We start from the raw sequence: 26,253 nt of genomic DNA, 5'->3' as shown, positions 1-26,253 counted from the left end.
CAAGGACCATGCCAACAGCCTGAAGATTCCCCATGACAGAACGATGAAAACGAAAACGGCCGGCAAAATGCCGGCCGCGGTTCGCTACAACAGGATCAGCTGGCGCGCGCCATGTTGCGCAGGGCCTTGATCTGGTCGTGGTTGCGCAGCACGCCGGCGTACTGGCGCTGGATCACTTCGCGCACCTTGATCGGCAGCGCTTTTTCTTCCAGTGCCTCGGCGTAATGCTTCTTGGCCACGTCCTCGCCGCGCTCGCACTCGTTGAGGATGGCTTCGTCGCTCTTGCCGGTGACCAGGGCCTTGAGGTCGACCCAGCGACGGTGGATGTCGCCGCCCAGGCTGGTGCTGTCTTCCGGCTTGCCGCCCAGTTCCAGAACCAGGCCCTGCAGTTCGCCAGCGGCAGCAGCGCACTCGCGGGCGCGGTTGCTGAACAGTGCCTGCAGCTGCGGGTCCTTGACGTCCTTGGCGCAGGTACGGAAGCCTTCTTCGCCGTCCTTGCTGGTTTCGATCAGGTTGTTGAGGACCTTGATAGTGTCTTTGACGGTATCGCTCATCACTGTCTTCCTTTGCCGGTCGTGCCGGCGGTTGGGTGGGATGATCGCAGTGGCGCGGTGTTGTCCTGCTTTCGCGCCGCCTGAAGTGTCGACTGCGCCGTTTCGATGGGTGTTCCACCTACCCGATGGGCGGTATGGTTCGATAGATCAATCACTTAGCTCACTGGGGCGAGGATCAGCGCGCCCAGCGGTGGCAGGTCGAGGCACAGCGACTGGGGCTGGCCGTGGGCCGACTCCACGGTGCAGTCGAGTTCGCCGCGGCTGCCGGCGCCGGAGCCGAGGAAGTGCTCGTCGTCGCTGTTGAGCAGCACCTGCCAGCGCCCCCGCACGGGCACGCCGACGTGGTAGCCGCTGCGCGGCAACGGGGTGAAGTTGAGCACCACCAGCAGCGGCGCCTCGCCCTCCCCGGCATGCCGCAGCCAGGCGAACACGCTGTTGCGCTGGTCGTCGCCGATCAGCCACTGGAAGCCCTCGGCGCGGCCGTCCTGGCGGTGCAGTGCCGGGCGCTCGCGGTACAGCCGGTTGAGTTCGCGTACCAGGCTCTGCACGCCAGCGTGCTCGCCGTAGCGCAGCAGGTACCAGTCCAGCTGCTGGTCGTGGTCCCACTCGCGCCACTGGCCGAACTCGCAGCCCATGAACAGCAGCTTCTTGCCCGGGTGCGTCCACATGTTGCTGAGGAACAGGCGCAGGTTGGCGAACTGTTGCCAACGGTCGCCGGGCATCTTGCCCAGCAGCGAGCCCTTGCCGTGCACCACCTCGTCATGGGAGATGGGCAGGACGAAGTGCTCGGAGAAGGCGTAGATCAGGCCGAAGGTCAGCTGGTGGTGATGGAAGCTGCGGTGCACCGGGTCTTGCTGGATGTAGGCCAGGCTGTCATGCATCCAGCCCATGTTCCACTTGTAGGAGAAGCCCAGGCCGCCCTCCGCGCTCGGCCGGCTCACGCCCGGCCAGGCGGTGGATTCCTCGGCGATCACCAGGGCGCCGGGCGCCTCGCTGGCGACCACTTCGTTGAGGTGACGGAGGAACTCGATGGCCTCCAGGTTCTCGCGCCCGCCATGGCGGTTGGGAATCCACTCGCCGTCCTTGCGCGAATAGTCGCGGTAGAGCATCGAGGCCACCGCGTCCACGCGCAGGCCGTCGATGTGGTAGACGCGCAGCCAGTGCAGCGCCGAGGCCAGCATGAATCCATGCACCTCGGTGCGGCCGAGGTTGTAGATGAAGGTGTCCCAGTCCTGGTGGAAGCCCTCGAACGGGTGCTCGTATTCGTACAGCGCGGTGCCGTCGAAGCGCGCCAGGCCGTGCTCGTCGGTGGGGAAATGCGCCGGTACCCAGTCCAGGATCACGCCGATCCCGGCCCGGTGGCAGGCGTCGACGAAGGCGGCGAAGTCGGCCGGCGAGCCGTAGCGCGAGGTCGGCGCGAACAGGGACAGCGGCTGGTAGCCCCAGGAGCCGCCGAACGGATGTTCCATCACCGGCAGCAGTTCGATGTGAGTGAAGCCCATGTCCTGCACGTAGGGGATCAGCCGCTCGGCCAGCTCGGCCCAGGTCGGCGGGCGGTCGTCGACGTGCTGCCAGGAACCGACATGCATCTCGTAGATGCTCAGCGGCCGGTCGTGGCCCTGGAGCTCCTGGCGACGCGCCAGCCAGTCCTGGTCGTGCCAGTCGAAGTCCAGCGGCGCCGCGACGCGGGAACCGGTCGCCGGCGGCAGCTCGCCTTCCAGCGCCACCGGGTCGGCCTTGAGCGGCAGCAGGCCATCGGCGCCGAGGATCTCGAACTTGTACACCTCGCCCGCCCCCAGGCGCGGGATGAACAGCTCCCACACCCCGGTCGGGTAGCGCAGGCGCATCGGGTGGCGGCGGCCGTCCCAGCCGTTGAAGCCACCCACCACTGACACCCGCCGTGCGTTGGGCGCCCACACCGCGAAGCGCACGCCGGGGATGCCGTCCTGCTCCGTCAGCTGGGCGCCGAAGCAGCGCCCCAGCGCCCGGTGGTTGCCCTCGGCGAACAGGTAGAGGTCGATCTCGCCGAGCAGCGGGCCGAAGGCGTAGGGGTCCTCGGTCTCCTGCTCGGCCTCCGGCCAGTGGATGCGCAGGCGATAGGGCCGCGGCGCAGACAGGCGCAGGGTGAACAGCCCGGCGGCGTCCTCCAGCTGCATGGCGCCGAGCGTCTCGCCGCTGTCGGCGGCCAGCAGTTCCACGGCCAGCGCGCCGGGCAGCCAGGTCCGCACCAGCACCCCCTCGCCATCGGGCCGCGGCCCGAGGAAGGCGAAGGGGTCGCCGTGCTCGGCGCGGCGCAGGCGTTCCAGGTCGGTCATCGACGGTTTCCCTGTAGTTGATGGATCAGTTCCAGCAGCCCGTGCAGCGGTACGTCCAGCCAGTCGGGACGGTGGGCGGCCTCGTAGAGGATTTCGTAGGCGGCCTTCTCCAGGCTGAACAGCGCCAGCGCGGCGCCCTCGCCTTCGCGGGCGTGCCATTCGTGCGGCAGGTCGGCGGCGGCCAGCCGGTAGGCATCGTAAAAGGCGGTGCGCGCCTCGCTGCGGTAGCGCGAGGCGATGCGCTGACGCGCCACCGAGGCCTCGTCCGAGGAGTCGCCGCCCTGGCTGTGGCGCAGGGCCACGGCGGCCGCGTAGTCGAAGGAGCGGAGCATGCCGGACACGTCCTTCATCGGGCTGTGGCGCTGGCGGCGCTGCTCCAGCGGCCGGCTCGGCTCGCCCTCGAAGTCGATGATGCAGGCATCGCCCTGCACCACCAGCACCTGGCCCAGGTGCAGGTCGCCGTGCACGCGGATGCGGATGCCACCGGCGGCCAGGCGGGCCAGGTCATGGACCAGGCGCTGCAGCTCGTCGCGCTGCTGCAGGAGCAGGTCGACCTGGCGCCGGTCGGCCTCGCCCAGGCGCTCGCGGCCGCGGTCGAGAGCATCCAGCGCCTCACCCAGCTGCGCGCCGACGGACTCGCCCCACTCGGCGCTGTCGCGCTGATCGGTCGGGCGCGCGCCGAAGTCCGGGTCTTCGCTGGGCTGCGCCAGTACCAGGTGCATCTCGCCGAGGCGCCGGCCCAGGGTGGCGGCGAAGTTCTGCAGCTCGGCCAGAGCGTCGTATTCGCTCTCCAGGCTGGAGATGCCGCCGCTCAGTTCGTCGCGGATGGCCCGCTGCAGGTTGGTCAGGGTCCATTCCCAGGCGTCGCCCTGGTTGCTCAGGTAGCCCTGCAGGATCATCAAGGTGACGGATTCGCCGTCGGCGCCGACCCGCCGCACCTCGCCCAGCATCGGCGCGATGTTGGCGTAGCCGCGGGCGGTGAGGAAGCCGCCCATCTCCGCCTCCGGGTGCACGCCGGGGAACAGGCGGCGCACCAGCTTGAGCACCATGCGCTCGCCGATGATCACCGAGCTGTTGGACTGTTCGGCGGAGATCAGCCGGGTCTCCTCGCCCGCCACCGCCGGGTAGTCGGCGAACTGGCTGGCGGGCAGGAAGTGGATTTCGCCGTCGCCGGCCTGGAGCACCTGTCGGCCGTGCAGGTGGGCGAGCACCTCGTAGGTGAATTCCGGCAGGCTGAAGCCGTCGGTCAGCAGGCCGACCTGGCGGCCGCGGCGCAGGCGCGCCAGGGCCAGTTGCTGGGCCAGTGGGTTGCCGGCCGAGCCTTCGTCGACGTAGGCCAGCGGCAGCTGGTAGCGCTCGTCGCCGAGGGTGACCTCGGCCAGCGCGCGCAGGTCGCCGAAGGGCTGCACGTAGGCCAGTTCCGGCGCGGCGGTGTCGTTCTCGCGGGCGCTGAACCAGCGGCGGCGACCCAGGTAGCTGCCCAGCAGGTCCTTCTCCAGGGTGTGCCGGGCGGGCGCCCGGGTCAGTTCCTGCAGGTCGCGCTTGATCACCAGGGTCGGCAGCTCGGCCATTCGCTCCACCGGCACCACGTGCCAGCTCGGCATCTGCGAGGCGTCGGCCAGGTAGAACCAGTAGAAGCCGTAGGGCGGCAGGGTCAGCAGGTAAGTCATCTCGCCGATCGGCGGGAACGAGGCGCCACCGACCATCTCCACCGGCACCCGGCCGTCGTAGGCGGACAGTTCCAGCTCCACCGCCTGGGCCGCCCGCGACAGGTTGGCCACGCACAGGATGCTCTCCTCGCGGCCGTCCGCCCCGCGATGCTCGCGCAGGTAGGCGAGGATGCGCCGGTTGCTTGGCGAGAGCATCTTCAGGCTGCCGCGGCCGAAGGCCTTCTGCTGCCCGCGCACGGCGAGCATGCGCCGCGTCCAGTTGAGCAGCGAGTGGTTGTCCCGGGACTGGGCCTCGACGTTGATGGTCTGGTAGCCGTACAGCGGGTCCATGATCGGCGGCAGCACCAGCTTGGCCGGGTCGGCGCGGGAGAAGCCGCCGTTGCGGTCCATCGACCACTGCATGGGCGTGCGCACACCGTCGCGGTCGCCGAGGTAGATGTTGTCGCCCATGCCGATCTCGTCGCCGTAGTACAGCACCGGGGTGCCGGGCATCGACAGCAGCAGGCTGTTGAGCAGCTCGACCCGCCGCCGGTCGCGCTCCACCAGCGGCGCCAGGCGCCGGCGGATGCCCAGGTTGATGCGCGCGCGGTGGTCGGCGGCGTAGTAGTTCCACAGGTAGTCGCGCTCGTCGTCGGTGACCATCTCCAGGGTCAGCTCGTCGTGGTTGCGCAGGAACACGGCCCACTGGCAGTTGGCCGGAATGTCCGGTGTCTGGCGCAGAATGTCGGTGATCGGGTAGCGATCTTCCTGGGCGATGGCCATGTACATGCGCGGCATCAGCGGGAAGTGGAAGGCCATGTGGCACTCGTCACCCTCGCCGCCGTCCTCGCCACCGAAGTACGGACGGGTGTCCTCGGGCCACTGGTTGGCCTCGGCCAGCAGCATGCGGTCGCTGTAGCGCTCGTCCAGCGCGGCGCGGATGCGCTTGAGCACCACGTGGGTCTCGGCCAGGTTCTCGTTGTTGGTGCCGTCACGCTCGATCAGGTAGGGAATGGCGTCCAGGCGCAGACCGTCGACGCCCATGTCCAGCCAGTAGCGCATCACCCCGAGCACCGCGCGCAGCACCTGGGGGTTGTCGAAGTTGAGGTCCGGCTGGTGCGAGTAGAAGCGGTGCCAGAAGTACTGGCCGGCGACCGGGTCCCAGGTCCAGTTGGACTTCTCGGTGTCGAGGAAGATGATCCGGGTGCCGGTGTACTTGTCGTCGGTGTCCGACCAGACGTACCAGTCGCGCGCCTTGGAGCCCTTCTTGGCGCGGCGCGCGCGCTGGAACCAGGGGTGCTGGTCCGAGGTGTGGTTGATCACCAGCTCGGTGATCACCCGCAGCCCGCGCTTGTGCGCCTCGGCGATGAAGCGGCGGGCGTCGGCCAGGGTGCCGTAGTCCGGGTGCACGCCCTTGTACAGGGCGATGTCGTAGCCGTCGTCGCGCCGTGGCGAGGGGTAGAACGGCAGCAGCCACAGGGTGTTCACGCCGAGGTCGGCGATGTAGTCGAGCTTGTCGATCAGCCCGGCGAAGTCGCCGATGCCGTCGTTGTTGGCATCGTAGAAGGACTTCACGTGCAGCTGGTAGATCACCGCGTCCTTGTACCACTGCGGGTCGTCGAGGAAGGGCTTGCTTCGGGCCATCGGGTTACTCCTGTCAACGCACCGGGCGCACGCGCCAGATGCCGAATGGCAGATGCCAGGGTTCGATGCGCATCCACTGCACCTTGCCGTGCCAGGTCCAGCGGTGGCCGTTCATCAGGTCCTCGCCCTCCAGGGCGGCATCGTCGGCCAGGCCGAACTCCCACAGCGGCAGCTCGAAATGCGCCTCCTGGGCCTGGTGCGGGTCGAGGCTGACCGCCACCAGGATGAAGTTGTCGAGTTCGGCGGTGCGCTTGCCGAAGAGCAGGATGTTGTCGTTCCAGACGCTGTAGGCCTGGAAGCCGAGGTGGCTGTGCAGCGCGCGGTTGTCGCGGCGGATCTGGTTGAGCCGGGTGATCTCGCCGACGATGTTGCCCGGCGCGTGGTAGTCGCGAGCGCGCAGCTGGTACTTCTCCGAGTCCAGGTACTCCTCCTTGCCCGGCACCGGCGCCGACTCGCACAGCTCGAAGCCGGAATACATGCCCCACAGGCCCGAGCCCATGGTCGCCAGCGCGGCGCGGATGAGGAACCCGGCGCGCCCGGCGTGGTGCAGGAAGAAGGGGTTGATGTCCGGCGTGTTGACGAAGAAGTTGGGCCGGTAGCACTCGCGCCAGGGCGACTGGTTCAGCTCGGCGAGGTACTCGGCCAGTTCCTCCTTGGTGTTGCGCCAGGTGAAGTAGGTGTAGCTCTGGGCGAAGCCGAGCTTGCCCAGGCGCGCCATCATGGCCGGGCGGGTGAACGCCTCGGCGAGGAAGATCACTTCCGGGTGCGTGCGCCGCACCTCGGCGATCAGCCATTCCCAGAACGGCATCGGCTTGGTGTGCGGGTTGTCCACGCGGAACAGGGTGACGCCCTGCTCCACCCAGCCCAGCACCACCTCCAGCAGACCCATCCACAGCTCGGGCACCGCCGCCTCGGCGTAGAAGTCGACGTTGACGATGTCCTCGTACTTCTTCGGCGGGTTTTCGGCGTGGCGGATGGTGCCGTCCGGGCGCCAGCTGAACCAGCCGGGGTGCTGCTTCAGCCAGGGATGGTCCGGCGAGCACTGGATGGCGAAGTCCAGCGCCACTTCCAGGCCGTGCTCCTGTGCCGTCCGCACCAGCTCGCGGAAATCCTCCAGGCTGCCCAGCTGCGGATGCACCGCCTCGTGGCCGCCATCCTCGCTGCCGATGGCGTAGGGGCTGCCGGGATCGTCCGGGCCGGCCTTGAGGCTGTTGTTCGGCCCCTTGCGATGGGTCCGGCCGATGGGGTGGATGGGCGGGAAATACAGCACGTCGAAGCCCATCGCGGCGATCTCGGGCAGGCGCCGGTGCACATCGTGGAAGGTGCCGTGGCGGGCCGGGTCGCCGCTCTCGGAACGGGGGAACAGCTCGTACCAGCTGGCGAACCGGGCCAGCTTGCGATCCACGTCCAGGGCGAAGGTCTCGCTGCGCACCCGGTGGGGGCGGTGCTCGGCGCGCCCCAGCAGCTCGCCGGTCTGCGGGTCGAGCAGCACCGCCACGCGCTGATCCAGGGATTCGCAATCGGCGAAGCGCGCCAGCAGCTCACCCAGGCGCCCGGCCAGTTCCGCTGGCGCCTCGGCGCCGATGCGCCGGAGCAGCGCCTCGCCCTCCTGCACCTCCAGGCTCACCGGTACGCCGGCCGCGTATTTCTTCTTCAGCTCGTGCTGGTAGCTGGCATAGATGTCCTGCCAGGCCTCGACGACCAACTCGGCGCGGCCCAGCGCCTCGGGGGTCAGCCAGGCCTGCCAGTGGTCGTTGCCCAGGGCGCGCATCGGCACCCTGCGCCAGTCGCTCTCGCCCTCCTGGCGCCAGAGCAGCGCGGCGGCGATCTGGTCGTGGCCGTCGGTGAAGATCACCGCGCCCACCTCCAGCGCCTCGTTGACCACGCACTTGGCGGCGAAGCGTCCGCCCTCCACCTGGGGCGTCACGGATTCGATGGCGATGCGGGGAGCGCTGGCGGCGCGGATGGCGTGGGTACGGGCTTCGTCCTGACGAATCGAGTGCATCTCGGCGGGCTCCTTGACGCCTGGAGGACGTTGTCTGGGGAACGGGATGAAGGCCGGCGTCGGGCGCCGGCTCATGGAATTCCGAGCCCGCCGCGCCGGCAAAAGTTCAGGTCGCTTAGAGCGGGATACCGTCGGCGTAGAGCACCCCGCGGTCCGGGTGGATGTCGAGGATGGCGCACAGCATGCGCTCGGCGGCGTCCTCGGCCTCGCGCTCGCAGACACAACTCGGGTCGATCACCCAGAGCACGGTCACTTCGCCGCCGTAGCGCTTGGGCTGGTACTCGATCAGGCCGATGAAGCTGGCGCCGTTGTACATGGCGTCGGTCCAGGCGGTGCAGTGTTCGAATTCGCGGAACATGGCGCGACTCTCTCGGTTACGGATCGTTGCCGGGTGGCTGCTGTTGCCGCGCCTCGCGCTCGAGCAGCGGCAGGGCGTGCAGGATGAGCAGGGCCAGCACGGTGCCGAGCAGCGCCGTGCCCTCGCGCCCGAGGCCGACAGCGATACCGATGCCGGTGCTGAACCAGAGCGAGGCCGAGGTGGTGAGGCCCTTGATCTCGCTGGTGCGGTCGCCCTTGAGGATGGTGCCGGCACAGAGGAAGCCGATACCCGCGGCGATGCCCTGGATGGCGCGGCTGATGGCGTCGTGCTCGGCGCCGTCGAGGTCCAGCACCATGACGAACAGCGCCGCGCCGAGGGTGACCATCATGTGGGTGCGCAGCCCCGCCGCCTTGCCCTTGGCCTCGCGCTCGAAGCCCAGCAACCCGCCCAGCGCCGCGGCCATTACCAGGCGCAGGCCGGCGCGGAACATCTGCTCGGGCTGGCCCAGGTCGGCGAATTCGTCATAGACGACCGCCCACAGGTAGTCGCTCAGCTCCACGGCAGACGCTGGCCGGGACGCAAGTTGAACAGCGCGCGCGGCTCGCCCGGCAACAGATAGCGGCGGAATCCGCAGCGGCTGCAGCACTCGTGCACCAGGTCGCTGCCGCACACACGCGGCGCCGCCTCGGACGGGCCCGGCAGCCACTGGCAACCGGAAATCAGGCAAAGCAGTCTCATGACGCAGGCTCCATCTCCATGGGTCTCAGAAAGATGACCCTGGCGCAGCGCGGAAGGTTTGAGAAATTTCGAACTATCGGAAATGCCGCGCTTCTCTTGAGATGAAGCCGTACTCACGCGAACCCGAGAGGTGAAGACCATGGCACGCGGCAGCAAGGACAAGTACACGGACAAACAGAAGCGCAAGGCCGCGCATATCGAAGAAAGCTACGAGGCGCGCGGCGTTCCCAGCGAGGAAGCCGAGGCCCGCGCCTGGGCCACGGTGAACAAGCAGTCCGGCGGCGGCGAGCGCAAGGGCGGCTCGGGCCAGGACACCAGCCCGCAGAAGAAGGCGGCGGCCCGCAAGTCCTCGGCGCGCCGCGCCGTGGCGACCCGTCGCGGCACACCCCGGCCCGGCGCCAAGCTGGAGTCCATGACCCGCCAGGAGCTGATGGAACTGGCCCGCAAGCGCGACATCCGCGGCCGCTCCAGCATGCGCAAGGCTGAACTGCTCGAAGCCCTGCGCTAGCGCTCCTCGTCCGGCGGCGACACCTGGTCGGTCCAGGGTTGGCCGTCCAGGGGGGCCGAGCGCGCCAGTTCGGCCTCGTCCAGACCGATGCCGCCGCCGATCTCCGATCCGTCCACCACGCTCAGTTCCTTGTCCGCCGGCCGAACCTCACCGCGCTCGCCCGGGGAATAGGCGCCGCTCTCGTCGATCAGCGTCTCGGGGCTGAGGTCGTCCAGGGTCACGTTGTCCTCGTGGACGCTTTCCGAGAGCGCCTCGCCACCGCTCATGCCGGCCTGGGCCTCTCGCTCCGGCGGGAACTCCCTGGCCACCTCGTCCGCCGGCCGCTCGTCGCCGATCCGCCCCTGGCGCTCGTCGCGGCGCTCGCTGAAGTCCAGCTCATGCATGGAGCCCATGCGGTCCTCAACGTCGTCGATCTCTGTCACTCGGGGTTTGTGCTCGCTCATGGGGCTGCTCCAGTCGCAGTGGTTTCTCTGTCGACTCGCCTGGGCGGGCAATGATTCAGGCTGTTTGACCGGGCGCATCTTTCGGACCTTCCGAAGCCCGAACCCGGCCTGATATACCGACAAGGAATCAAAAAATACTGAACACCGCCTGCCCCCACACCTCCGAATAAGGGTGCCGGTTGGCACAACCCTTAAATTACTGACGAGGATAGTGACTATGGCTGGACATAGAGGCGGTAAAGGCAACTTTGCAGAAGACCCCCAGCGCGCTTCCGAAGCTGGCAAGAAAGGCGGCCATGTTAGCGGCGGGAATTTCCGGAACGACCCACAGCGTGCCTCCGAGGCCGGCCGCAAGGGCGGCCAGAACAGCCACGGCGGACGCAATTAGTCTGTGAGTGGTTCGAGGGCGGAGCGGAGGCTCCTCCCTCACGCTGCGGTCTTGGCTGTCAGCCCCGTCGGCCCTGCGCCGCAGCACCCTCGCCCTCTCCCTCCACTCCTTCTTCGCCCTTCTCTTCGTCCTCGCTGCCATCGAAGGTGTTGTCCCAGATCAGGCGCGGGTCGAAGGTGACCGCGGCCATCATCGTGAGGATCACCACGCTGGCGAAGGCGGCCGCGCCCAGGTTGGCCTCGATGCTCGCCAGGTTGCCGAAGTTGACCGCCGCCACCAGGATGGCGATGACGAAGATGTCCAGCATCGACCAGCGCCCGATCCACTCGATGAAGCGGTACATCAGGATGCGCTGGCGCGCCGACATGGGCTGGTGGCGCTGCACCGAATAGAGCAGCAGGGCGATGCCGACCAGCTTGAAGGTCGGCACCAGGATGCTGGCGACGAACACCACCATGGCGATCGGCAGCATGCCCGCGTGCATCAGCTCCACCACCCCTTCCATGATCGTCGCCGGCGTGCCCTTGCCGAGGAAGTTCACCGTCATGATCGGCAGGAGGTTGGCCGGGATGTAGAGGATCGCGGCGGTGACCAGCAGTGCCCAGGTGCGGGCGATGCTGTCCGGCCGGCGGGCGTGCAGGCGCGCGCCGCAGCGGGTGCAGTGCTGCACCTCGCCCTCGCGCAGGTACTCCAGCTTGTGGCATTCGCCGCAGACGATGATGCCGGCATCAAGCGCGCGCATGGTCGCCCTCCTCGTCCTCGCTCAGCGCATCCCAGACCTGGTGCGGCGACATGGTCACCTCCAGCCAGACCTGGGCCAGCATCAGCGCGATGAAGCAGCCCAGCCCCACGCCCAGGTGCAGCTCGGCCATGTCGATCAGCTTGACGATGGAGACCAGGATGCCGAACAGGTAGACCTCGAGCATCCCCCACTCGCGCATGTGGTGGTAGACCCGGTAGCAGTGGCACGCCAGCGGCCGCAGCGCCGGGTTGGGCATCGCCAGCAGGACGAACAGCTGGCACAGCAGCTTGAGCAGCGGCACCAGCATGCTGCAGAAAAACACCACCAGCGCCACGCCCTGCATGCCCGACTCGTAGAGCCCCAGCACCCCGCTCCAGACGGTGTCCACGGCATTCTGGCCGAGCACGTTGAGGCTCATGATCGGCAGGAAGTTGGCCGGCACGAACAGGATCAGCGCGGTCAGCACCAGGGCCAGGGAGCGGCGGCGCATGTGCGCGCGGTGGACGACCATCTCGTAGCCGCAGCGCGGGCAACAGGCCTTCTGCTCCTCGCCGATCCGCGGATGCTGCATGAGCAGGTCGCACTCGTGGCAGGCGATCAGCGCCTCCAGCGGCGGCAGCTGGCCGGGGGTCGGTTTGTCGGCATGCTCCATGTTTCACCTCTCGAGCGGTATGCGCCGGATATTACCCGCCGCTGACAGCGACCGCCTCAGTCGCGGTCCAGCAGGTGGAAACGCGGCAGCGACAGGCGCCAGCGGATCGCCGCCAGGCGGGTGAGCAGCACGCTCAGCATGGCGATGCCGGTGTCCAGCCAGTGCGGCGTCTGCAGCTCGCGCAGGGCAATGAAGACCAGCGAGCCGAAGATGCAGGCGGTGGCGTAGATTTCCTTCTGGAAGATCAGCGGTATCTCGTTGCAGATCACGTCCCGCATCACCCCGCCGGCCACGCCGGTCACCACGCCCATGATCACCGCGGTGCTGTAAGGCATGTTGTGCTGCAGTGCCACCTCGGTGCCGATCACCGTGAACACGGCCAGGCCGAAGGCGTCGGCGACCAGCAGGCCGCGCTCGTGGATCGGCCGGGTCAGCCGCACCCAGAGCACGGTGCCGACCGCCGCCAGCGAGGCGACCAGGATGTAGGTGTCGTTGCGGATCCAGCTGACCGGGTGGTTGTCCAGGATCAGGTCGCGCAGGGTGCCGCCACCGAGGGCGGTGATCACGGCGATCACCAGCACGCCGAACAGGTCCATGGACTTGCGCCCGGCCATCAGCGCGCCGGTGATGGCGAAGACGGCGACGCCGAACAGGTCGGCCAGGTAGAACAGTTGCTGCATGGCGCCTTCAGTCGGCGACCGGGGTGCGCATGGTGACGAACTCCTCGGCGGCGGTCGGGTGGATGCCGATGGTCTCGTCGAAGACGCGCTTGGTGGCGCCGGCCTTCAGCGCCACGGCCAGCCCCTGGACGATCTCGCCGGCCTCCGGCCCGATCATGTGGCAACCCAGCACCTTGTCGGTCTTGCCATCCACCACCAGCTTCATCAGGGTGCGCTCCTGGCACTCGGTGAGGGTCAGTTTCATCGGCCGGAAGCGGCTCTCGAACACCTTCACCTCATGCCTGCGCTCGCGCGCCTGCTCCTCGGTCAGGCCGACGGTGGCGATGTTCGGCAGGCTGAACACGGCGGTGGGAATCAGGTCGTAGTCCAGCTCGCGGTATTCCTCGGGCCTGAACAGCCGGCGCGCCACCGCCATGCCCTCGGCCAGGGCCACCGGGGTGAGCTGCACCCGGCCGATCACGTCGCCCAGGGCCAGGATCGACGGCTCGTGGGTCTCGAAGTTGTCGTTCACCTCGATGAAACCCTTGTCGTTCAGCTTCACGCCGGTGTTTTCCAGCCCCAGGTTGTCCAGCATCGGCCGGCGGCCGGTGGCATAGAAGACGCAGTCGGTCTCGAGCTGACGCCCGTCCTTGAGCGTGGCCAGCAGGCTACCGTCGTCCTGCCGCTCGATACGGTCGATATCGGTATTGAACTGCAGGTCCAGCCCCTTCTTCTCCAGCTCCTCCTTGAGGTGCTTGCGCAGCGCGCCGTCGAAGCCGCGCAGGAACAGGTCCTTGCGATACAGCAGCGAGGTCTGCGCGCCCAGGCCATGGAAGATCGAGGCGAACTCGACGGCGATGTAGCCGCCGCCGACCACCAGCACGCGCCTGGGCAACTGTTCGAGGAAGAACGCCTCGTTGGAGGTGATCGCCAGTTCATTGCCGGGAATGTCCGGCACCTGAGGCCAGCCGCCAGTGGCGATCAGGATGTGCCTGGCGCTGTGGCGCTCGCCATTCACCTCGACCTCGTGCGGGCCCAGCAGCCTGGCGTGGCCTTCCAGCAGGGTCACGCCGCTGTTCACCAGCAGGTTGCGGTAGATGCCGTTGAGGCGCTGGATCTCGCGGTTCTTGTTGGCGATCAGGGTCGGCCAGTCGAAGGTCGGTTCGCCCGCGCTCCAGCCGAAGCCGGCGGCCTGCTCGAAGTCCTCGGCGTAATGCGCACCGTGGACCAGCAGCTTCTTCGGCACGCAGCCGACGTTGACGCAGGTGCCGCCCAGGTAGCGGCTCTCGGCCACCGCCACCCTGGCGCCGAAACCGGCGGCGAAACGGGCGGCACGCACGCCGCCGGAACCGGCGCCGATCACGAACAGGTCGAATTCATAGGACATCGAAGGTCTCCTCGCAGGCCGTACAGCATACCGGAGAAGCCCGGCGGGCTGGGTGTATGCTGAAATGCATCCATGTTGACTAGACCCGCGACCGAACGCAGCGGTTCGGGTCGGGAGGAACGCCATGCGCCCCGCCCTCACCCACGTCGCCCTGCACGTGCCGGACCTGCAGGCCTGCGTGGATTTCTACCGGGACTTCTGCGGCATGCGGGTGATCCACGAGCGCGCCGGCAAGGGCTCCAGGATCGTCTGGATGGCCGAACCGGGCCAGGAGCACCGTTTCATCTTCGTGATCATGCCCGGCGGCACGGACCGCGAACTGGCCGCCGACGACTACAGCCACTTCGGCTTCGCCGTCGCCAGCCGCGCGGAGGTCGACGCGATTGCCGCGCGGGCCGCCGAACGCGGCTGCCTGGTCTGGGCGCCGCGCGACGAGCCCTACCCGGTCGGCTACTACTGCGGCCTGCGCGACCCGGCGGGCAACTACGTCGAGTTCAGCTACGGCCAGCCGCTGCGGCCGGGCTCCGAGGCGATGCCCATACCCTGAACCGGGGCGCCGGAAACGACGAAGCCACCCGCAGGTGGCTTCGATCGGCTGGCGGCCCGTCAGTAGGCCTTGCCGGTCTTGTACAGGTTCTCGTAGCAGAAGTTGGTCGCCTCGATGTAGCCCTCGGCACCACCGCAGTCGAAACGCTTGCCCTTGAACTTGTAGGCGATCACGCAGCCGTCCCGGGCCTGCTTCATCAGCGCATCGGTGATCTGGATCTCGCCGCCCTTGCCCGGCTCGGTCTTCTCGATCAGGTCGAAGATGTCCGGGGTCAGGATGTAGCGGCCGATGATCGCCAGGTTCGACGGGGCGTCCTCGGGCTTCGGCTTCTCCACCATGTTGTTCACCCGGAAGATGTCGTCACGGATCATCTCGCCGGCGATCACGCCGTACTTGGAGGTCTCCTCGCGCGGCACCTCCTGGATGGCGACGATGGAGCAGCGGAACTGGTTGTACAGCTTGACCATCTGCTGCAGCACGCCGTCGCCTTCGAGGTTGAAACACAGGTCGTCCGCCAGCACCACGGCGAACGGCTCATCGCCGATCAGCGGGCGGCCGCTGAGGATGGCGTGGCCGAGGCCCTTCATCTCGATCTGGCGGGTATAGGAGAAGGTGCACTCTTCGATCAGGCGGCGGATGCCGACCAGGTACTTCTCCTTGTCGGTGCCCTGGATCTGGTGCTCCAGCTCGTAGCTGATATCGAAGTGGTCTTCCAGGGCGCGCTTGCCACGGCCGGTGACCATGGCGATTTCGCTCAGGCCGGCCTCCAGGGCCTCCTCGACGCCGTACTGGATCAGCGGCTTGTTGACCACCGGCAGCATTTCCTTGGGCATGGCCTTGGTGGCGGGCAGGAAGCGGGTGCCGTAGCCAGCCGCCGGAAACAGACATTTCTTGATCATGGCAATCCTTGGAACTGCGGGGCGGAATTGCCGCGCAGTCTAATCAGGCGGCGTCGGCCTTACAATGCCCCGCCGGTGGCCTGCCGATACCCCGGTAGAGGAAGCCCGACCGGGCGATCTCGGCCGGATCGTAGATGTTCCGACCATCGAACAGCACCGGCATTCGCATCGTCGCCCGCACGCGCTGGAAATCCGGCTGGCGGAACTGCTTCCACTCGGTGACCAGCACCAGGGCATCGGCACCCTGCACCGCCGCATAGGGCGACTCGCCTAGGCTCAGTTGCCCGCTTTCCAGCGCCTCGCCATAGCACCCGGCCACAGCGGCGCACGCCACCGGGTCGCAGGCCTGCACGCGGGCACCGGCGGCCAGCAGCGCATCGAGCAGGACCAGGCTCGGTGCCTCGCGCAGGTCATCGGTCCCCGGCTTGAAGGAAAGTCCCCAGAGGGCGATCACACGGCCCTGCAGGAAACCGTTGAAATGCTCGCGCAGGGCCTGGAACAGCAGGGTCTTCTGCAGCGCATTGCGCGCCTCCACCGCACGCAGGATGCCAGGCTCGAAGCCCTCCAGCTCGGCGCTGCGGATCAGCGCGCGCACATCCTTGGGAAAGCAGGAGCCGCCGTAACCGCACCCGGCGTAGATGAAGTGGGTGCCGATTCGCCTGTCGCTGCCGATCCCACGCCGCACGTCCTCGATGTCCACCGCCAGGCGCGCGCAGAGCCCGGCCATCTCGTTCATGAAGGAAATCCGCGTAGCGAGAAAGGCGTTGGCCGCGTACTTGGTGAACTCGGCCGCGCGCACCCCCATGCACAACACCCGGTCGTGGTTGCGCAGGAACGGCGCATAGAGGCGGCGCAGCTGCTCCTGGCTTTCGCCGTCGTCGCAGCCCAGCACGACCCGGTCCGGGCGCATGAAATCCTCGACGGCGCTGCCCTCCTTGAGAAACTCGGGATTGCTCGCCACCTTCACCCGGAACGGCAGGCCACGGTCGGCCAGCCCCCGGTTGATGCGCTGGCCGACCCGCTCCGCCGTGCCCACCGGCACGGTGGACTTGTCGACGATCAGGCACGGCGCGGAGAGGCACTGCCCCAACTGGTCGGCGACCGCCAGCACATGGCTGAGGTCGGCCGAGCCGTCTTCCCCGGTCGGCGTGCCCACGGCGATGAACACGACCTGGGCCTGGCGCACGCCTTCGGCCAGCATCCCGGTGAAGCTCAGCTGGCCGCTGGCGAGATGGGCCCTGAGCATCGGCTCTAGGCCTGGCTCGTAGATCGGCGACTCCCCGCGGGCCAGCTGCGCCAGCCGGCCTGGGTCGCGCTCCACGCAGACCACCCGGTTGCCCATCTCGGCGAAGCAGCTCGCCGTCACCAGCCCCACATAACCCGCACCGATCACGCACAGTCGCATCGCCTGGCTCCCGAGAGTCCTTGTATGGCGATTGCAGCGCAGTGATATGGCGGAGGAATGACGCGGACATGACAAATCGCGGGCAACAAAAAACCCGGCCGAGGCCGGGTTTTCTGCAGAGCGTCAGACCAGATTACTTGGCCTGGGCTTCCACTTCGGCTTCTACGCGACGGTTGACCGCGCGACCGGCTTCGGTGGCGTTGTCGGCAACCGGGCGGGACTCGCCGTAGCCAACGGAACCAACGCGCTCGGAACCTACACCGTACTCGTTGACCAGTACGTCACGAACGGCGTTGGCACGACGCTCGGACAGCTTCTGGTTGTAGGCGTCGGTGCCGACGGAGTCGGTGTGGCCTTCAACGGTGGTGTTGGTCTGCGGGTACTGGTTCATGAAGTCGGCCAGGTTCTTGATGTCGCTGTAGCTTTCTTCCTTGACCTTGGACTTGTCGAAGTCGAACTTCACGTCCAGCTCGACACGTACGGTCTCGGCGGCTTCCGGAGTAGCCGGAGCTTCTTCGACGTACGGGGCCGGCTCGGCAACCGGGGCCGGAGCCGGGGCGGAACCGCCACCGAAGTTCAGGCCGATGCCAATGCTCGGGGCCCACTCGGTGTCGCCCTGGTCGATGTTGTACTGAGCTTCAACGCCAGCGCGGGCGTAGAAGTTCTCGGTGAAGTAGTACTTGGCACCGCCGCCCAGGTTGGCGAAGGTGGAGCCATTACGACCACTGCGGCCGTTCTGGCCGATGCTCTGGTCGGAGAAGCCAGCGGAGATGTACGGACGCAGGCTGTCGCTCGGGGAGTTGAAGTGGTACAGAGCATCCAGGGCGGTGTTGGAGCCCTTGATGTTGCGGCCATCGTTGGAACGAGCGTTGTGCACTTCGTCGTAACCCAGGCGCAGCTCGACATCATCGGTCAGGAAGTAACCGATGGAACCGCCGAAGAGGTTGCCGTCGTTGTCGAACTCGCGAGCGCTGTCGAAGTACTGCTTCTTGGCGAAGCCTTCGATTTCAACGGCGCCCTGGCCTTGGGCCAGTGCATTCAGAGAAGAGACAGCAACCAGCGAGCCGATGACTACGCCCAAGGTGTTTTTAAGTTTCATCCGTAAATCCCCATCAAAAAGACGATTAGTAGTTGCCCGCTCCAGAGACCGAGAACAACAGGGCGGCGAGTGTAACAAAACCACACACGGTGGTGTAGTTGATATTTCACGCACCCAGCGCGTAAGAGGCGCTCGGGCTAATTAAGTTTCACCAATATTCCCGAATTTTTCCCGAAGCCGGTCCAGCGCACGTTTGTAACGCATCTTCGTGGCGCTCAATCCCATGTGCATGATGTCTGCGATCTCCTGGAACTCCAGTTCGGCGACGAAACGCAGCACCAGTATTTCCCGGTCGATCGGATTGACGTGAACCAGCCAGCGGTCGAGACCGCCCTTCTCCTCCAGCCTCGGCGCCTTTTCCTCCGAGGCTTCTTCCTGCGGGTCCAGGCTGAGCGCATCAAGCAGTCGGCGCTTGCGGCGCTCCTTGCGGTATTGGGTGATGCATTCGTTGTAAGTGATGCTGTAGAGCCAGGTCTTGAACTTGGACTTGCCCTCGAAGTTCTTCAGACCATAAAGAACTTTGAGCATAACTTCCTGACACACATCGTCGGCATCGCGCTCGTTGCCAAGGTAACGCGCGCATACATTGAACAGGGTGCGCTGGTAACGCCGCATCAGCTCTTCATAGGCACGGGTGACGTGGAACAGCTCGACGTGAGCACGCTGCACCAGCTCCTCGTCCGAGAGCTCGCGTGGGTCGTACCGCGTGGGAAGCGATTGGGCCTTGTTCAAAACAGCTCGTGCCGACAGTCAGATCAGATGGCAGCGCCACAGCGCAACGCGAGTGGCGCCGGTCGCATACATTAGCAGGGATTGGCGCGTCAGCGGCTGCTGACGCGCTGCTCGAGCAGAGTGCGGTTGGCCACCGAGACCAGCTCACCGTCGTCGGTGAGCAGCACGGTCTTCACGGTGCCGATCTCCTCGATCTGACCTTCGACCTCGCCGACCTTCACCTGTTGCCCGACCTCGTAGAGTTCGCGCACATAGATGCCGGCCAGGATCTGCCCGGCGATCTCGCGGCTGCCCAGGCCGAGCGCCAGGGCCACGGCCAGGCCCACGGAAATCAGCACGATGGCGATCACGTTGTTCAGCAGGTCGGTCTTCACTTCCAGCTGACCGATGGCCACCGAGATGCTGATGATGATCACCAGGCCCTGGGCGATGCGGCCGAGGCCCGCCGAGTAGTCCAGGCCGACACCCTCAGCGGCGCCGCGGACCAGGCTACTGACCAGCTGGGCGAGTAGCACGCCGGCGAGCAGTACCAGGGCCGCGCCGAATACCTTGGGCAGGTACAGGGCCAGCACGTCGAGGGTCGCGGACACGCGCTGCAGGCCCAGCGACTCGGCGGCGGAGACCAGGAAGATCAGCAGCACGAACCAGTAGATGATCTTGCCGATCAGGGTCGACACCGACACCTGGATGCCCACCCGCGCCATCAGCTTGGTCAGGCCGGTGCCCGCCATCAGGCGGTCGAGGCCGAGCTTGGCCAGCAGCTTGGAGATCAGGGTGTCGAGCAGCTTGGCCACCACGAAGCCGAGCAGGCCGAGGATCAGCGCGACGAACAGATTGGGAATGAAGCCCGCGATCTTGCTCCACAGGGTGGTCATGGCGGCCACGAGCGCTTGGGTCCAGGGATCGAGTTCCATAGTCAGTCAGCCTTGTCTGCAGAGCGGGCGGTGGAGCGGGAAACCGGCGTCAGGTGGCCCGAGCCGTTGTTGAGGGCGATCATCAGAGCCTCCAGGCCACGGCCCATGAGGCCGAACAGATCGCCGGCGCCCACCTGGCGATTGGCGGTCTTGAGCACGCGCCCGAGGGCCGCATCATCGTCATGCTCGGAGGGCGACGAATTCAGCAGATTGCGCAGGGACTCTTCGAAAGGATCGTACATGCCTACCTCGCACGGATTTGTTGGCTAGACGTGGCGCTCGCGGGCGAGGTCACATCTACAGCCAGCGCAGACGGCGGAACAGCCACCACTGCAGGGTGCCGATCCCCGCGAGGATGGCGCAGATGAGCAGGAAGCCATACCGGCTGTCCGCCCCGGGTATGCCGCCGACGTTGATGCCGAGCAGGCCGGTGAGAAAGCTCATGGGCAGGAAGAACACCGTGGTGACACCGAGCAGGTACATGGCGCGGTTCATCTTCTCGCTCATGCGCCGATGCTCGGCTTCGAGGATCAAGCCCACCCGTTCGCGGACCATCTCCAGCTCTTCCAGGTAGCGGGTCAGCCGGTTGTTCAGCTCGTTCCAGTAGTCGCCATCGCCGAAGCCGCTGCGCGTGAGCTGGCCGAAAATATCCCGCTGCGGCGCCAGGAAGCGACGCAGGCCGGCGGCCCTGCGCCGGACATGCAGCACCAGCCCGTGGTCGGGCATGAAGCGCTCGTCGCCGTCGAGCAGTTCCTCCTGCCCCTCCAGCTGTTCGGACAGATTGTCGATCAGCCCATCGACGCGATCGGTCAGGTGATGGGCCAGCTCCAGCACCAGTTCGGCGCTGTTGCGCGGCCCCTGTCCCTTCTCCAGCAGCGCGATCAGCTCCTCGGTGGCGCGCAGCGGGCGCAGACGCAGGGAAATGACCCGGCGCGCGCCGGCGAAGATGCGCACCGACACCATGTCCTCGGGATCGGCGCCAGGATTGAGGTTGACGCCGCGCAGGAACAGCAGCAGCTCGTGCTCCGGCAGCGTCAGCAGGCGTGGGCGGGTGTTCTCTTCCAGCAGCAGGTCGCAGCTGAATTCGCTGAGGCCGCTGTGCTCGCGCAGCCAGGCGCCGGTCTGCGGATGGCCGCGATCCCAGTGCAGCCACAGGCTCTCGTGCTCGGCCAGGCGCAGGCCTTCCAGCTGGTCCCATTCCAGGCTGCGGGCGCCGCCCTCGCCATTGAGCACGAAGGCATGTACCAGCCCCCAGTGCAGGTTGTCTTTCTCGTACATCCCTATTCGCATCCTGTCGGGGCCCGCTGAAGACGAGCCCCGACGGCATCACTCCGGCATCTTCAGCGGCTCGGGGGAAACGATCACGCCGTTGTTGTCGGCATATACGTAGTCGCCCGGCTTGAAGGTCACGCCACCAAAGGTCACCGGCACGTTGAGGTCGCCGATGTTGCGCTTGTCGGTCTTCATCGGGTGGCTGGCCAGGGCCTGCACGCCCAGGTCGGTCTGCGCCAGCACGTCGACGTCGCGCACGCAGCCGTAGATCACCATGCCTTCCCAGCCGTTCTTCGCGGCCTTCTCGGCGATCATGTCGCCCAGCAGCGCGCGGCGCAGGGAGCCGCCGCCATCCACGACCAGAACCTTGCCCTTGCCCGGCTCGTCGGCCTGGGATTTGACCAGCGAGTTGTCTTCGTGGCACTTGACGGTGACGATCTCGCCGCCGAAGGAGTCGCGGCCGCCGAAGTTGGCGAACATGGGCTCGACCACCTGCACCAGCTCCGGGTAGGCGTCGCACAGATCGGGAGTGACGTATTGCATGGAAAAGCTCCTTTCAGTTGAACCTCAGACATCGATACCGATGCGGTCACCGTCGTACGCCAGGCTGAACCGGCGAAGCGCCGCGCAGTGCGCGTTCAGCGGCCGGCCGCTGTGCAGGTCGAACTCCACGCCGTGGCGCGCGCAACGCAGCACCGAGCCGCTGAGGGTGGCGTCCTGCAGCGGCGTCCCGCGATGGGGACAGCGATTCTCCGGCAGCAGCGGCTGTCGCTCGACCACCAGCAACAGCAGATCGAGACCGGCGACCCGGAAGGCCTGCCGATAGCCGTCCTGCAGATTGATCAGACGCTCCAGAGCGACGAACATGCGGATCGTGACCGAGCCGGCGGATTTCGTCACATCTTAGCCGCATGCCAGAGCGCTTGTAACCTCGTCCTGGCGTTTTTCGGGCGGCAGTCCCAGTTCCCGCAGCCAGTGCTCGACCAGCGGCCAGACCTCGGTCTGCGCCTCCTTGCTGACCAGCATCTCGATATGGCCGAAATCGCTGGAGTAGCCCTTGTCCTTGCCCAGCAGCAGGAAGCTGCGCGGCGCCGAGATGAACTGATCGTAGAGCTTGCGGCAGGCCCAGGCCGGGTCCTGCAGGTCACCCGTGGCGCTCACCGCCAGCAGCGGCACCGTCACGTCGGCCATGCCGGCCCACCAGTCGCGCTCGGCGTCGCCGAAGCGGCCGAACAGCCGGTGCCAGCGCAGGCTTTCCAGCGCCACACCGATCGGCTCGTCCTCGGGGCCGCGCTTGAAACGGGTACCGGAAATATGAGGAAAGCCCCTGAGCAGCAGGCGGCTGCCCCATTCCAGGGGCGGCACCTTGAGCGGCCAGTAGACGCGGCTGATCTGGCTGCCGAACAGTGCCGCCGACGCGGCGCTGCTCTCGTCCAGGTAGCCGCCGCCCAGCGCGGCGGCCAGGGTGATGCCGCCCAGCGAGTGCCCCACCCAGTGCGGCACCTGCCCGCTCTGCTCACGGACGAAGGCGGCGATGGCCGGCAGGTCGTAGCGGGCATACTCCGCCACGCTGTTGTGCTTGTAAGCCTGGTTGCGCGGGGACAAGCCGTGCCCGCGCATCTCGGCGATCCACACGTCGAAACCGGCGCGGGCCAGGTGCGGTCCGAGGCCGATGGCCCGTGGCGAATACCAGAAGCGCCGGTTGGAGAAGCTGCCGTGCAGCAGGATCACCGGCTGGCCGCGCTCCTGCTGGCCGGCCAGGCCCAGCCGGGTCACGGCCAGCTCGACGGAGAAATCCGGCGCGGTGCCAGGCTTCAGGCGGTACACGTCCTCGCTCAGATCGCCGCGCAGTTCGGCGCTGATCAGGGCGACGGGGAACAATTCGCTACTGCTTTGCATACTGCTTTCTTGCACAAGAATTGCCGGGAGCGACTGCTGGCGTCGTCCCTGGGCGATAGCCCGGAGCCACAAAAAAGGCGGGATCGCTCCCGCCCTTCTGCGTGCGACCGGATCAGCCTTGCTGCTGGCCCTCGGCGAGGAAGAACCAGGTGTCCAGCACCGAGTCCGGGTTCAGCGACACGCTCTCGATGCCCTGCTCCATCAGCCACTTGGCCAGGTCCGGGTGGTCCGACGGGCCCTGGCCGCAGATGCCGATGTACTTGCCGGCCTTGTTGCAGGCGGCGATGGCGTTGGCCAGCAGCTTCTTGACCGCCGGGTTACGCTCGTCGAACAGGTGGGCGACGATGCCGGAGTCGCGGTCCAGGCCCAGGGTGAGCTGGGTCAGGTCGTTGGAGCCGATGGAGAAGCCGTCGAAGAATTCGAGGAATTCGTCGGCCAGCAGGGCGTTGGACGGCAGTTCGCACATCATGATGACCTTCAGGCCGTCCTGACCGCGGTTCAGGCCGTTGCTGGCGAGCAGCTCGACCACCTGCGAGGCCTCACCGAGGGTGCGCACGAAGGGCACCATGATCTCGACGTTGGTCAGGCCCATCTCGTTGCGCACCTTCTTCAGCGCGCGGCACTCCAGCTCGAAGCAGTCGCGGAAGCTCTCGCTGATGTAGCGGGACGCGCCACGGAAGCCGAGCATCGGGTTCTCTTCTTCCGGCTCGTACAGCTTGCCGCCGATCAGGTTGGCGTACTCGTTGGACTTGAAGTCCGACAGGCGCACGATGACCTTCTTCGGCCAGAAGGCCGCGGCCAGGGTGCTGATGCCCTCGACCAGCTTCTCGACATAGAAGCCGACCGGGTCGTCATAGCCGGCGATGCGCTTCTCGACGCTGTCCTTGATCTCCGCCGGCAGGCCGGCGAAGTTCAGCAGCGCCTTGGGGTGCACCCCAATCATGCGGTTGATGATGAATTCGAGACGGGCCAGGCCGACGCCCTCGTTGGGCAGTTGGGCGAAGTCGAAGGCACGGTCCGGGTTGCCCACGTTCATCATGATCTTGAACGGCAGGTCGGGCATGGCGTCGACCGAGTTCTTGCGGATGTCGAAGCCCAGCTGGCCCTCGAAGATGAAGCCGGTGTCGCCCTCGGCACAGGAGACGGTCACGCCCTGGCCGTCCTGCAGCACCTGGGTGGCGTTGCCGCAGCCGACCACGGCCGGGATGCCCAGTTCGCGGGCGATGATCGCCGCATGGCAGGTACGACCGCCGCGGTTGGTGACGATGGCGCTGGCGCGCTTCATCACCGGTTCCCAGTCCGGATCGGTCATGTCGGAGACCAGCACGTCGCCCGGCTGCACCTTGTCCATCTCGGACACGTCGTGGATGACGCGCACCTTGCCGGCACCGATGCGCTGGCCGATGGCGCGGCCTTCCACCAGCACCTTGCCCTTCTCCTTGAGCAGGTAGCGCTCCATCACGGTAGCGCTGCTGCGGCTCTTCACGGTCTCGGGACGGGCCTGGACGATGTACAGCTTGCCGTCATCGCCGTCCTTGGCCCACTCGATGTCCATCGGGCGGCCGTAGTGCTTCTCGATGATCAGCGCCTGCTTGGCCAGCTCGGTGACCTCGGCGTCGGACAGGGCGAAGCGGGCGCGGTCGGCGCGGTCCACGTCGACGGTCTTGACCGAGCGACCGGCCTTGGCTTCGTCGCCGTAGACCATCTTGATCGCCTTGCTGCCCAGGTTGCGACGCAGGATCGCCGGACGGCCGGCCTCCAGGGTCTGCTTGTGCACGTAGAACTCGTCGGGGTTCACCGCGCCCTGCACCACGGTCTCGCCGAGGCCGTAAGCGCCGGTGATGAACACCACGTCGCGGAAGCCGGACTCGGTGTCCAGAGTGAACATCACGCCGGCGGTGCCGGTTTCCGAACGCACCATGCGCTGCACGCCGGCGGACAGGGCGACCAGCTTGTGGTCGAAGCCCTGGTGCACACGGTAGGCGATGGCGCGGTCGTTGAACAGGGAAGCGAACACTTCCTTGGCTGCGCGGATCACGTTGTCCACGCCACGGATGTTGAGGAAGGTCTCCTGCTGGCCGGCGAAGGAGGCGTCCGGCAGATCCTCGGCGGTGGCCGAGGAACGCACGGCGACGGCCATGTTGTCGTTGCCGGCACTCATCTCGGCGAAGGCGGTGCGGATGTCGGCGTCCAGCTGGGCCGGGAACTCGGCGTCCATCACCCACTGGCGGATCTGCGCGCCGGTCTTGGCCAGGGCGTTGACGTCGTCCACGTCCAGCGCGTCGAGGGCGGCGTGGATGCGGTCGTTGAGGCCGCTCTGTTCGAGGAAGTCACGGTAGGCCTGGGCAGTGGTGGCGAAACCACCGGGAACCGATACGCCAGCACCGGCGAGGTTGCTGATCATCTCGCCGAGGGATGCGTTCTTGCCCCCTACATGCTCCACATCGTGGACGCCGAGCTTATCGAGGGAAATGACGTACTCTACCAAGGTGAACTCTCCACTGTACGTGGCAGAGCCGGTGCAGCGCCGCCGCATCCTGGCTTTGCCTCAAGGAAATAAGTCACAATGCCGACCAGTACGGGCCCAGCAAAGGGGGCCTATCATAGCCAAGAATCGTTCCTGACTTAAGGCCTCCGGCATCAATGAAACGAACCGCATTCTTCATTTCCGACGGCACCGGCATCACCGCGGAAACCCTTGGTCAAAGTCTGCTGGCGCAATTCGAGACCATCAGCTTCACCAAGCTCACGCGCCCCTATATAGACAGCGTCGAGAAGGCGCGGGCCATGGTACAGCAAATCAACAATGCTGCCGAGAAAGACGGCGCCCGGCCGATCATCTTCGACACCGTGGTCAACCACGAAATCCGCGACATCCTGGGCCAGTCCGAAGGCTTCATGATCGACATCTTCTCGACCTTCCTGGCACCGCTGGAGGCCGAGCTGAGCGAGCATTCCTCCTACTCGGTCGGCAAGTCCCACTCCATCGCCAGCAGCACCAACTACATGGAGCGCATCGAGGCGGTCAACTTCGCTCTGGACAACGACGATGGCGCCCGCACCCACTACTACGACAAGGCCGACCTGATCCTGATCGGCGTCTCCCGCTGCGGCAAGACGCCCACCTGCCTGTACATGGCCATGCAGTTCGGCATCCGCGCCGCCAACTACCCCCTCACCGAGGAGGACATGGAGCGCCTGCAGCTGCCGACCGCCCTCAAGCCCTACAAGCACAAGCTGTTCGGCCTGACCATCGACCCCGACCGCCTCACCGCCATCCGCCACGAGCGCAAGCCCAACAGCCGCTACGCCAGCTTCGCCCAGTGCGAATTCGAGGTGCGCGAGGTGGAGAACCTGCTTCGTCGCGAAGGCATCAACTTCATCAACTCGACCCACTTCTCCGTCGAGGAAATCTCGGCGAAGATCCTGGTCGAGAAAGGCGTCGAACGGCGCCTCAAATAATCCACTTGCCCAGCCGGTGAT

Annotated in this window: 26 protein-coding genes and 1 pseudogene; 4 read left to right on the top strand and 23 right to left on the bottom strand. The window is 66.7% G+C overall.

What is annotated here, in order from left to right:
- Positions 1 to 95: 95 nt before the first annotated feature.
- From N5D30_RS10735 to N5D30_RS10705, 7 genes are all read right to left on the bottom strand, one after another.
- Positions 96 to 554, bottom strand: a complete 459-nt coding sequence (locus N5D30_RS10735) for a PA2169 family four-helix-bundle protein (RefSeq protein ID WP_279904891.1) — start codon at positions 552 to 554, stop codon at positions 96 to 98.
- A gap of 155 nt (positions 555 to 709) precedes the next feature.
- Complete coding sequence (gene glgB, locus N5D30_RS10730; RefSeq protein ID WP_279908978.1) at positions 710 to 2,869, bottom strand: 1,4-alpha-glucan branching protein GlgB; 2,160 nt, start codon at positions 2,867 to 2,869, stop codon at positions 710 to 712.
- Complete coding sequence (gene treS / locus N5D30_RS10725) at positions 2,866 to 6,162, bottom strand: maltose alpha-D-glucosyltransferase (RefSeq protein WP_279908977.1); 3,297 nt, start codon at positions 6,160 to 6,162, stop codon at positions 2,866 to 2,868. Before treS ends, glgB begins: the two co-directional genes overlap by 4 nt.
- 13 nt (positions 6,163 to 6,175) lie before the next feature.
- On the bottom strand, positions 6,176 to 8,167 hold the full coding sequence (locus N5D30_RS10720) for an alpha-1,4-glucan--maltose-1-phosphate maltosyltransferase (RefSeq protein WP_279908976.1): 1,992 nt from the start codon (positions 8,165 to 8,167) through the stop codon (positions 6,176 to 6,178).
- A gap of 115 nt (positions 8,168 to 8,282) precedes the next feature.
- The gene (locus N5D30_RS10715) at positions 8,283 to 8,525 is read right to left on the bottom strand and encodes a hypothetical protein (protein ID WP_220815241.1); all 243 of its coding nucleotides are present in this window, start codon (positions 8,523 to 8,525) and stop codon (positions 8,283 to 8,285) included.
- Positions 8,526 to 8,541: 16 nt separating this feature from the next.
- Entirely contained in the window at positions 8,542 to 9,045 is a 504-nt protein-coding gene (locus N5D30_RS10710) for an MgtC/SapB family protein (protein ID WP_220815242.1), read from the bottom strand.
- Positions 9,036 to 9,224 (bottom strand): PSPA7_2676 family Cys-rich small protein, encoded by a 189-nt coding sequence (locus N5D30_RS10705; protein WP_220815243.1) that lies wholly within the window; start codon positions 9,222 to 9,224, stop codon positions 9,036 to 9,038. The genes N5D30_RS10710 and N5D30_RS10705 overlap by 10 nt, the downstream gene beginning before the upstream one ends.
- A 139-nt stretch (positions 9,225 to 9,363) precedes the next feature.
- On the opposite strand from N5D30_RS10705, the gene N5D30_RS10700 reads away from it, so the two are divergent.
- Complete coding sequence (locus tag N5D30_RS10700) at positions 9,364 to 9,732, top strand: Rho termination factor N-terminal domain-containing protein (RefSeq protein WP_279908974.1); 369 nt, start codon at positions 9,364 to 9,366, stop codon at positions 9,730 to 9,732.
- On the opposite strand, the gene N5D30_RS10695 is transcribed toward N5D30_RS10700, so the two are convergent.
- The gene (locus N5D30_RS10695) at positions 9,729 to 10,175 is read right to left on the bottom strand and encodes a phosphotransferase system, HPr-related protein (protein WP_279908972.1); all 447 of its coding nucleotides are present in this window, start codon (positions 10,173 to 10,175) and stop codon (positions 9,729 to 9,731) included. The genes N5D30_RS10700 and N5D30_RS10695 overlap by 4 nt on opposite strands.
- Before the next feature lie 217 nt (positions 10,176 to 10,392).
- Here N5D30_RS10695 and N5D30_RS10690 point away from each other — a divergent pair, with 217 nt between their 5' ends.
- A complete protein-coding gene (locus tag N5D30_RS10690; protein WP_192322170.1) occupies positions 10,393 to 10,563 on the top strand; it encodes a general stress protein in 171 nt (56 codons plus the stop codon).
- A 145-nt stretch (positions 10,564 to 10,708) separates the two neighbouring features.
- On the opposite strand, the pseudogene N5D30_RS10685 reads toward N5D30_RS10690, so the two are convergent.
- The 4 genes and pseudogenes from N5D30_RS10685 to gorA form a co-directional block, all read right to left on the bottom strand.
- Positions 10,709 to 11,305: pseudogene (locus N5D30_RS10685) on the bottom strand (paraquat-inducible protein A); the annotation flags it as partial.
- Positions 11,292 to 11,957 (bottom strand): paraquat-inducible protein A, encoded by a 666-nt coding sequence (locus N5D30_RS10680; protein WP_220815247.1) that lies wholly within the window; start codon positions 11,955 to 11,957, stop codon positions 11,292 to 11,294. The gene N5D30_RS10680 and the pseudogene N5D30_RS10685, both read right to left, overlap by 14 nt.
- 56 nt (positions 11,958 to 12,013) lie before the next feature.
- The gene (locus N5D30_RS10675; protein ID WP_279908969.1) at positions 12,014 to 12,637 is read right to left on the bottom strand and encodes a trimeric intracellular cation channel family protein; all 624 of its coding nucleotides are present in this window, start codon (positions 12,635 to 12,637) and stop codon (positions 12,014 to 12,016) included.
- A gap of 7 nt (positions 12,638 to 12,644) precedes the next feature.
- Complete coding sequence (gene gorA, locus N5D30_RS10670) at positions 12,645 to 14,003, bottom strand: glutathione-disulfide reductase (RefSeq protein WP_279908967.1); 1,359 nt, start codon at positions 14,001 to 14,003, stop codon at positions 12,645 to 12,647.
- Between the two features lie 124 nt (positions 14,004 to 14,127).
- On the opposite strand from gorA, the gene N5D30_RS10665 reads away from it, so the two are divergent.
- Positions 14,128 to 14,550: a VOC family protein gene (locus N5D30_RS10665; protein WP_279908965.1), complete on the top strand. Its 423-nt coding sequence runs from the start codon at positions 14,128 to 14,130 to the stop codon at positions 14,548 to 14,550.
- 59 nt (positions 14,551 to 14,609) lie between these two features.
- On the opposite strand, the gene galU is transcribed toward N5D30_RS10665, so the two are convergent.
- The 11 genes from galU to ppsA form a co-directional block, all read right to left on the bottom strand.
- Positions 14,610 to 15,449 carry a UTP--glucose-1-phosphate uridylyltransferase GalU gene (gene galU, locus N5D30_RS10660; protein WP_220815251.1) on the bottom strand — a complete coding sequence of 280 codons (840 nt, stop codon included), beginning with the start codon at positions 15,447 to 15,449 and terminating at the stop codon, positions 14,610 to 14,612.
- A 43-nt stretch (positions 15,450 to 15,492) separates the two neighbouring features.
- Entirely contained in the window at positions 15,493 to 16,854 is a 1,362-nt protein-coding gene (locus N5D30_RS10655; RefSeq protein ID WP_279908962.1) for a UDP-glucose/GDP-mannose dehydrogenase family protein, read from the bottom strand.
- Between the two features lie 133 nt (positions 16,855 to 16,987).
- Positions 16,988 to 17,953 (bottom strand): OmpA family protein, encoded by a 966-nt coding sequence (locus N5D30_RS10650; protein WP_220815253.1) that lies wholly within the window; start codon positions 17,951 to 17,953, stop codon positions 16,988 to 16,990.
- A gap of 141 nt (positions 17,954 to 18,094) precedes the next feature.
- On the bottom strand, positions 18,095 to 18,685 hold the full coding sequence (gene sigX, locus N5D30_RS10645) for an RNA polymerase sigma factor SigX (protein WP_279904904.1): 591 nt from the start codon (positions 18,683 to 18,685) through the stop codon (positions 18,095 to 18,097).
- An 89-nt stretch (positions 18,686 to 18,774) separates the two neighbouring features.
- Positions 18,775 to 19,599 carry a mechanosensitive ion channel domain-containing protein gene (locus N5D30_RS10640; protein WP_220815255.1) on the bottom strand — a complete coding sequence of 275 codons (825 nt, stop codon included), beginning with the start codon at positions 19,597 to 19,599 and terminating at the stop codon, positions 18,775 to 18,777.
- Positions 19,600 to 19,601: 2 nt separating this feature from the next.
- On the bottom strand, positions 19,602 to 19,841 hold the full coding sequence (locus tag N5D30_RS10635; RefSeq protein ID WP_220815256.1) for a CrfX protein: 240 nt from the start codon (positions 19,839 to 19,841) through the stop codon (positions 19,602 to 19,604).
- Positions 19,842 to 19,896: 55 nt separating this feature from the next.
- Positions 19,897 to 20,877 carry a zinc transporter ZntB gene (locus tag N5D30_RS10630; protein WP_279908959.1) on the bottom strand — a complete coding sequence of 327 codons (981 nt, stop codon included), beginning with the start codon at positions 20,875 to 20,877 and terminating at the stop codon, positions 19,897 to 19,899.
- 48 nt (positions 20,878 to 20,925) lie between these two features.
- Complete coding sequence (rraA, locus tag N5D30_RS10625) at positions 20,926 to 21,414, bottom strand: ribonuclease E activity regulator RraA (RefSeq protein WP_220815258.1); 489 nt, start codon at positions 21,412 to 21,414, stop codon at positions 20,926 to 20,928.
- A gap of 24 nt (positions 21,415 to 21,438) precedes the next feature.
- Positions 21,439 to 21,771 (bottom strand): Rieske 2Fe-2S domain-containing protein, encoded by a 333-nt coding sequence (locus N5D30_RS10620; RefSeq protein ID WP_279908957.1) that lies wholly within the window; start codon positions 21,769 to 21,771, stop codon positions 21,439 to 21,441.
- A gap of 3 nt (positions 21,772 to 21,774) precedes the next feature.
- Positions 21,775 to 22,770: an alpha/beta fold hydrolase gene (locus N5D30_RS10615; RefSeq protein WP_279908954.1), complete on the bottom strand. Its 996-nt coding sequence runs from the start codon at positions 22,768 to 22,770 to the stop codon at positions 21,775 to 21,777.
- 112 nt (positions 22,771 to 22,882) lie between these two features.
- Positions 22,883 to 25,258, bottom strand: a complete 2,376-nt coding sequence (gene ppsA, locus N5D30_RS10610) for a phosphoenolpyruvate synthase (RefSeq protein WP_220815261.1) — start codon at positions 25,256 to 25,258, stop codon at positions 22,883 to 22,885.
- Between the two features lie 155 nt (positions 25,259 to 25,413).
- Between ppsA and N5D30_RS10605 the strand changes: the two genes are divergently transcribed.
- Entirely contained in the window at positions 25,414 to 26,232 is an 819-nt protein-coding gene (locus tag N5D30_RS10605; RefSeq protein ID WP_220815262.1) for a pyruvate, water dikinase regulatory protein, read from the top strand.
- The last annotated feature ends 21 nt before the right edge of the window (positions 26,233 to 26,253 follow it).

The organism is Pseudomonas sp. GD03875, assembly GCF_029840585.1.
GTDB classification, from domain to species: domain Bacteria; phylum Pseudomonadota; class Gammaproteobacteria; order Pseudomonadales; family Pseudomonadaceae; genus Aquipseudomonas; species Aquipseudomonas paralcaligenes.
The sequence above is the reverse complement of the archived record's forward strand: the minus strand, read 5'-3'. Positions and strand labels throughout refer to the sequence as shown.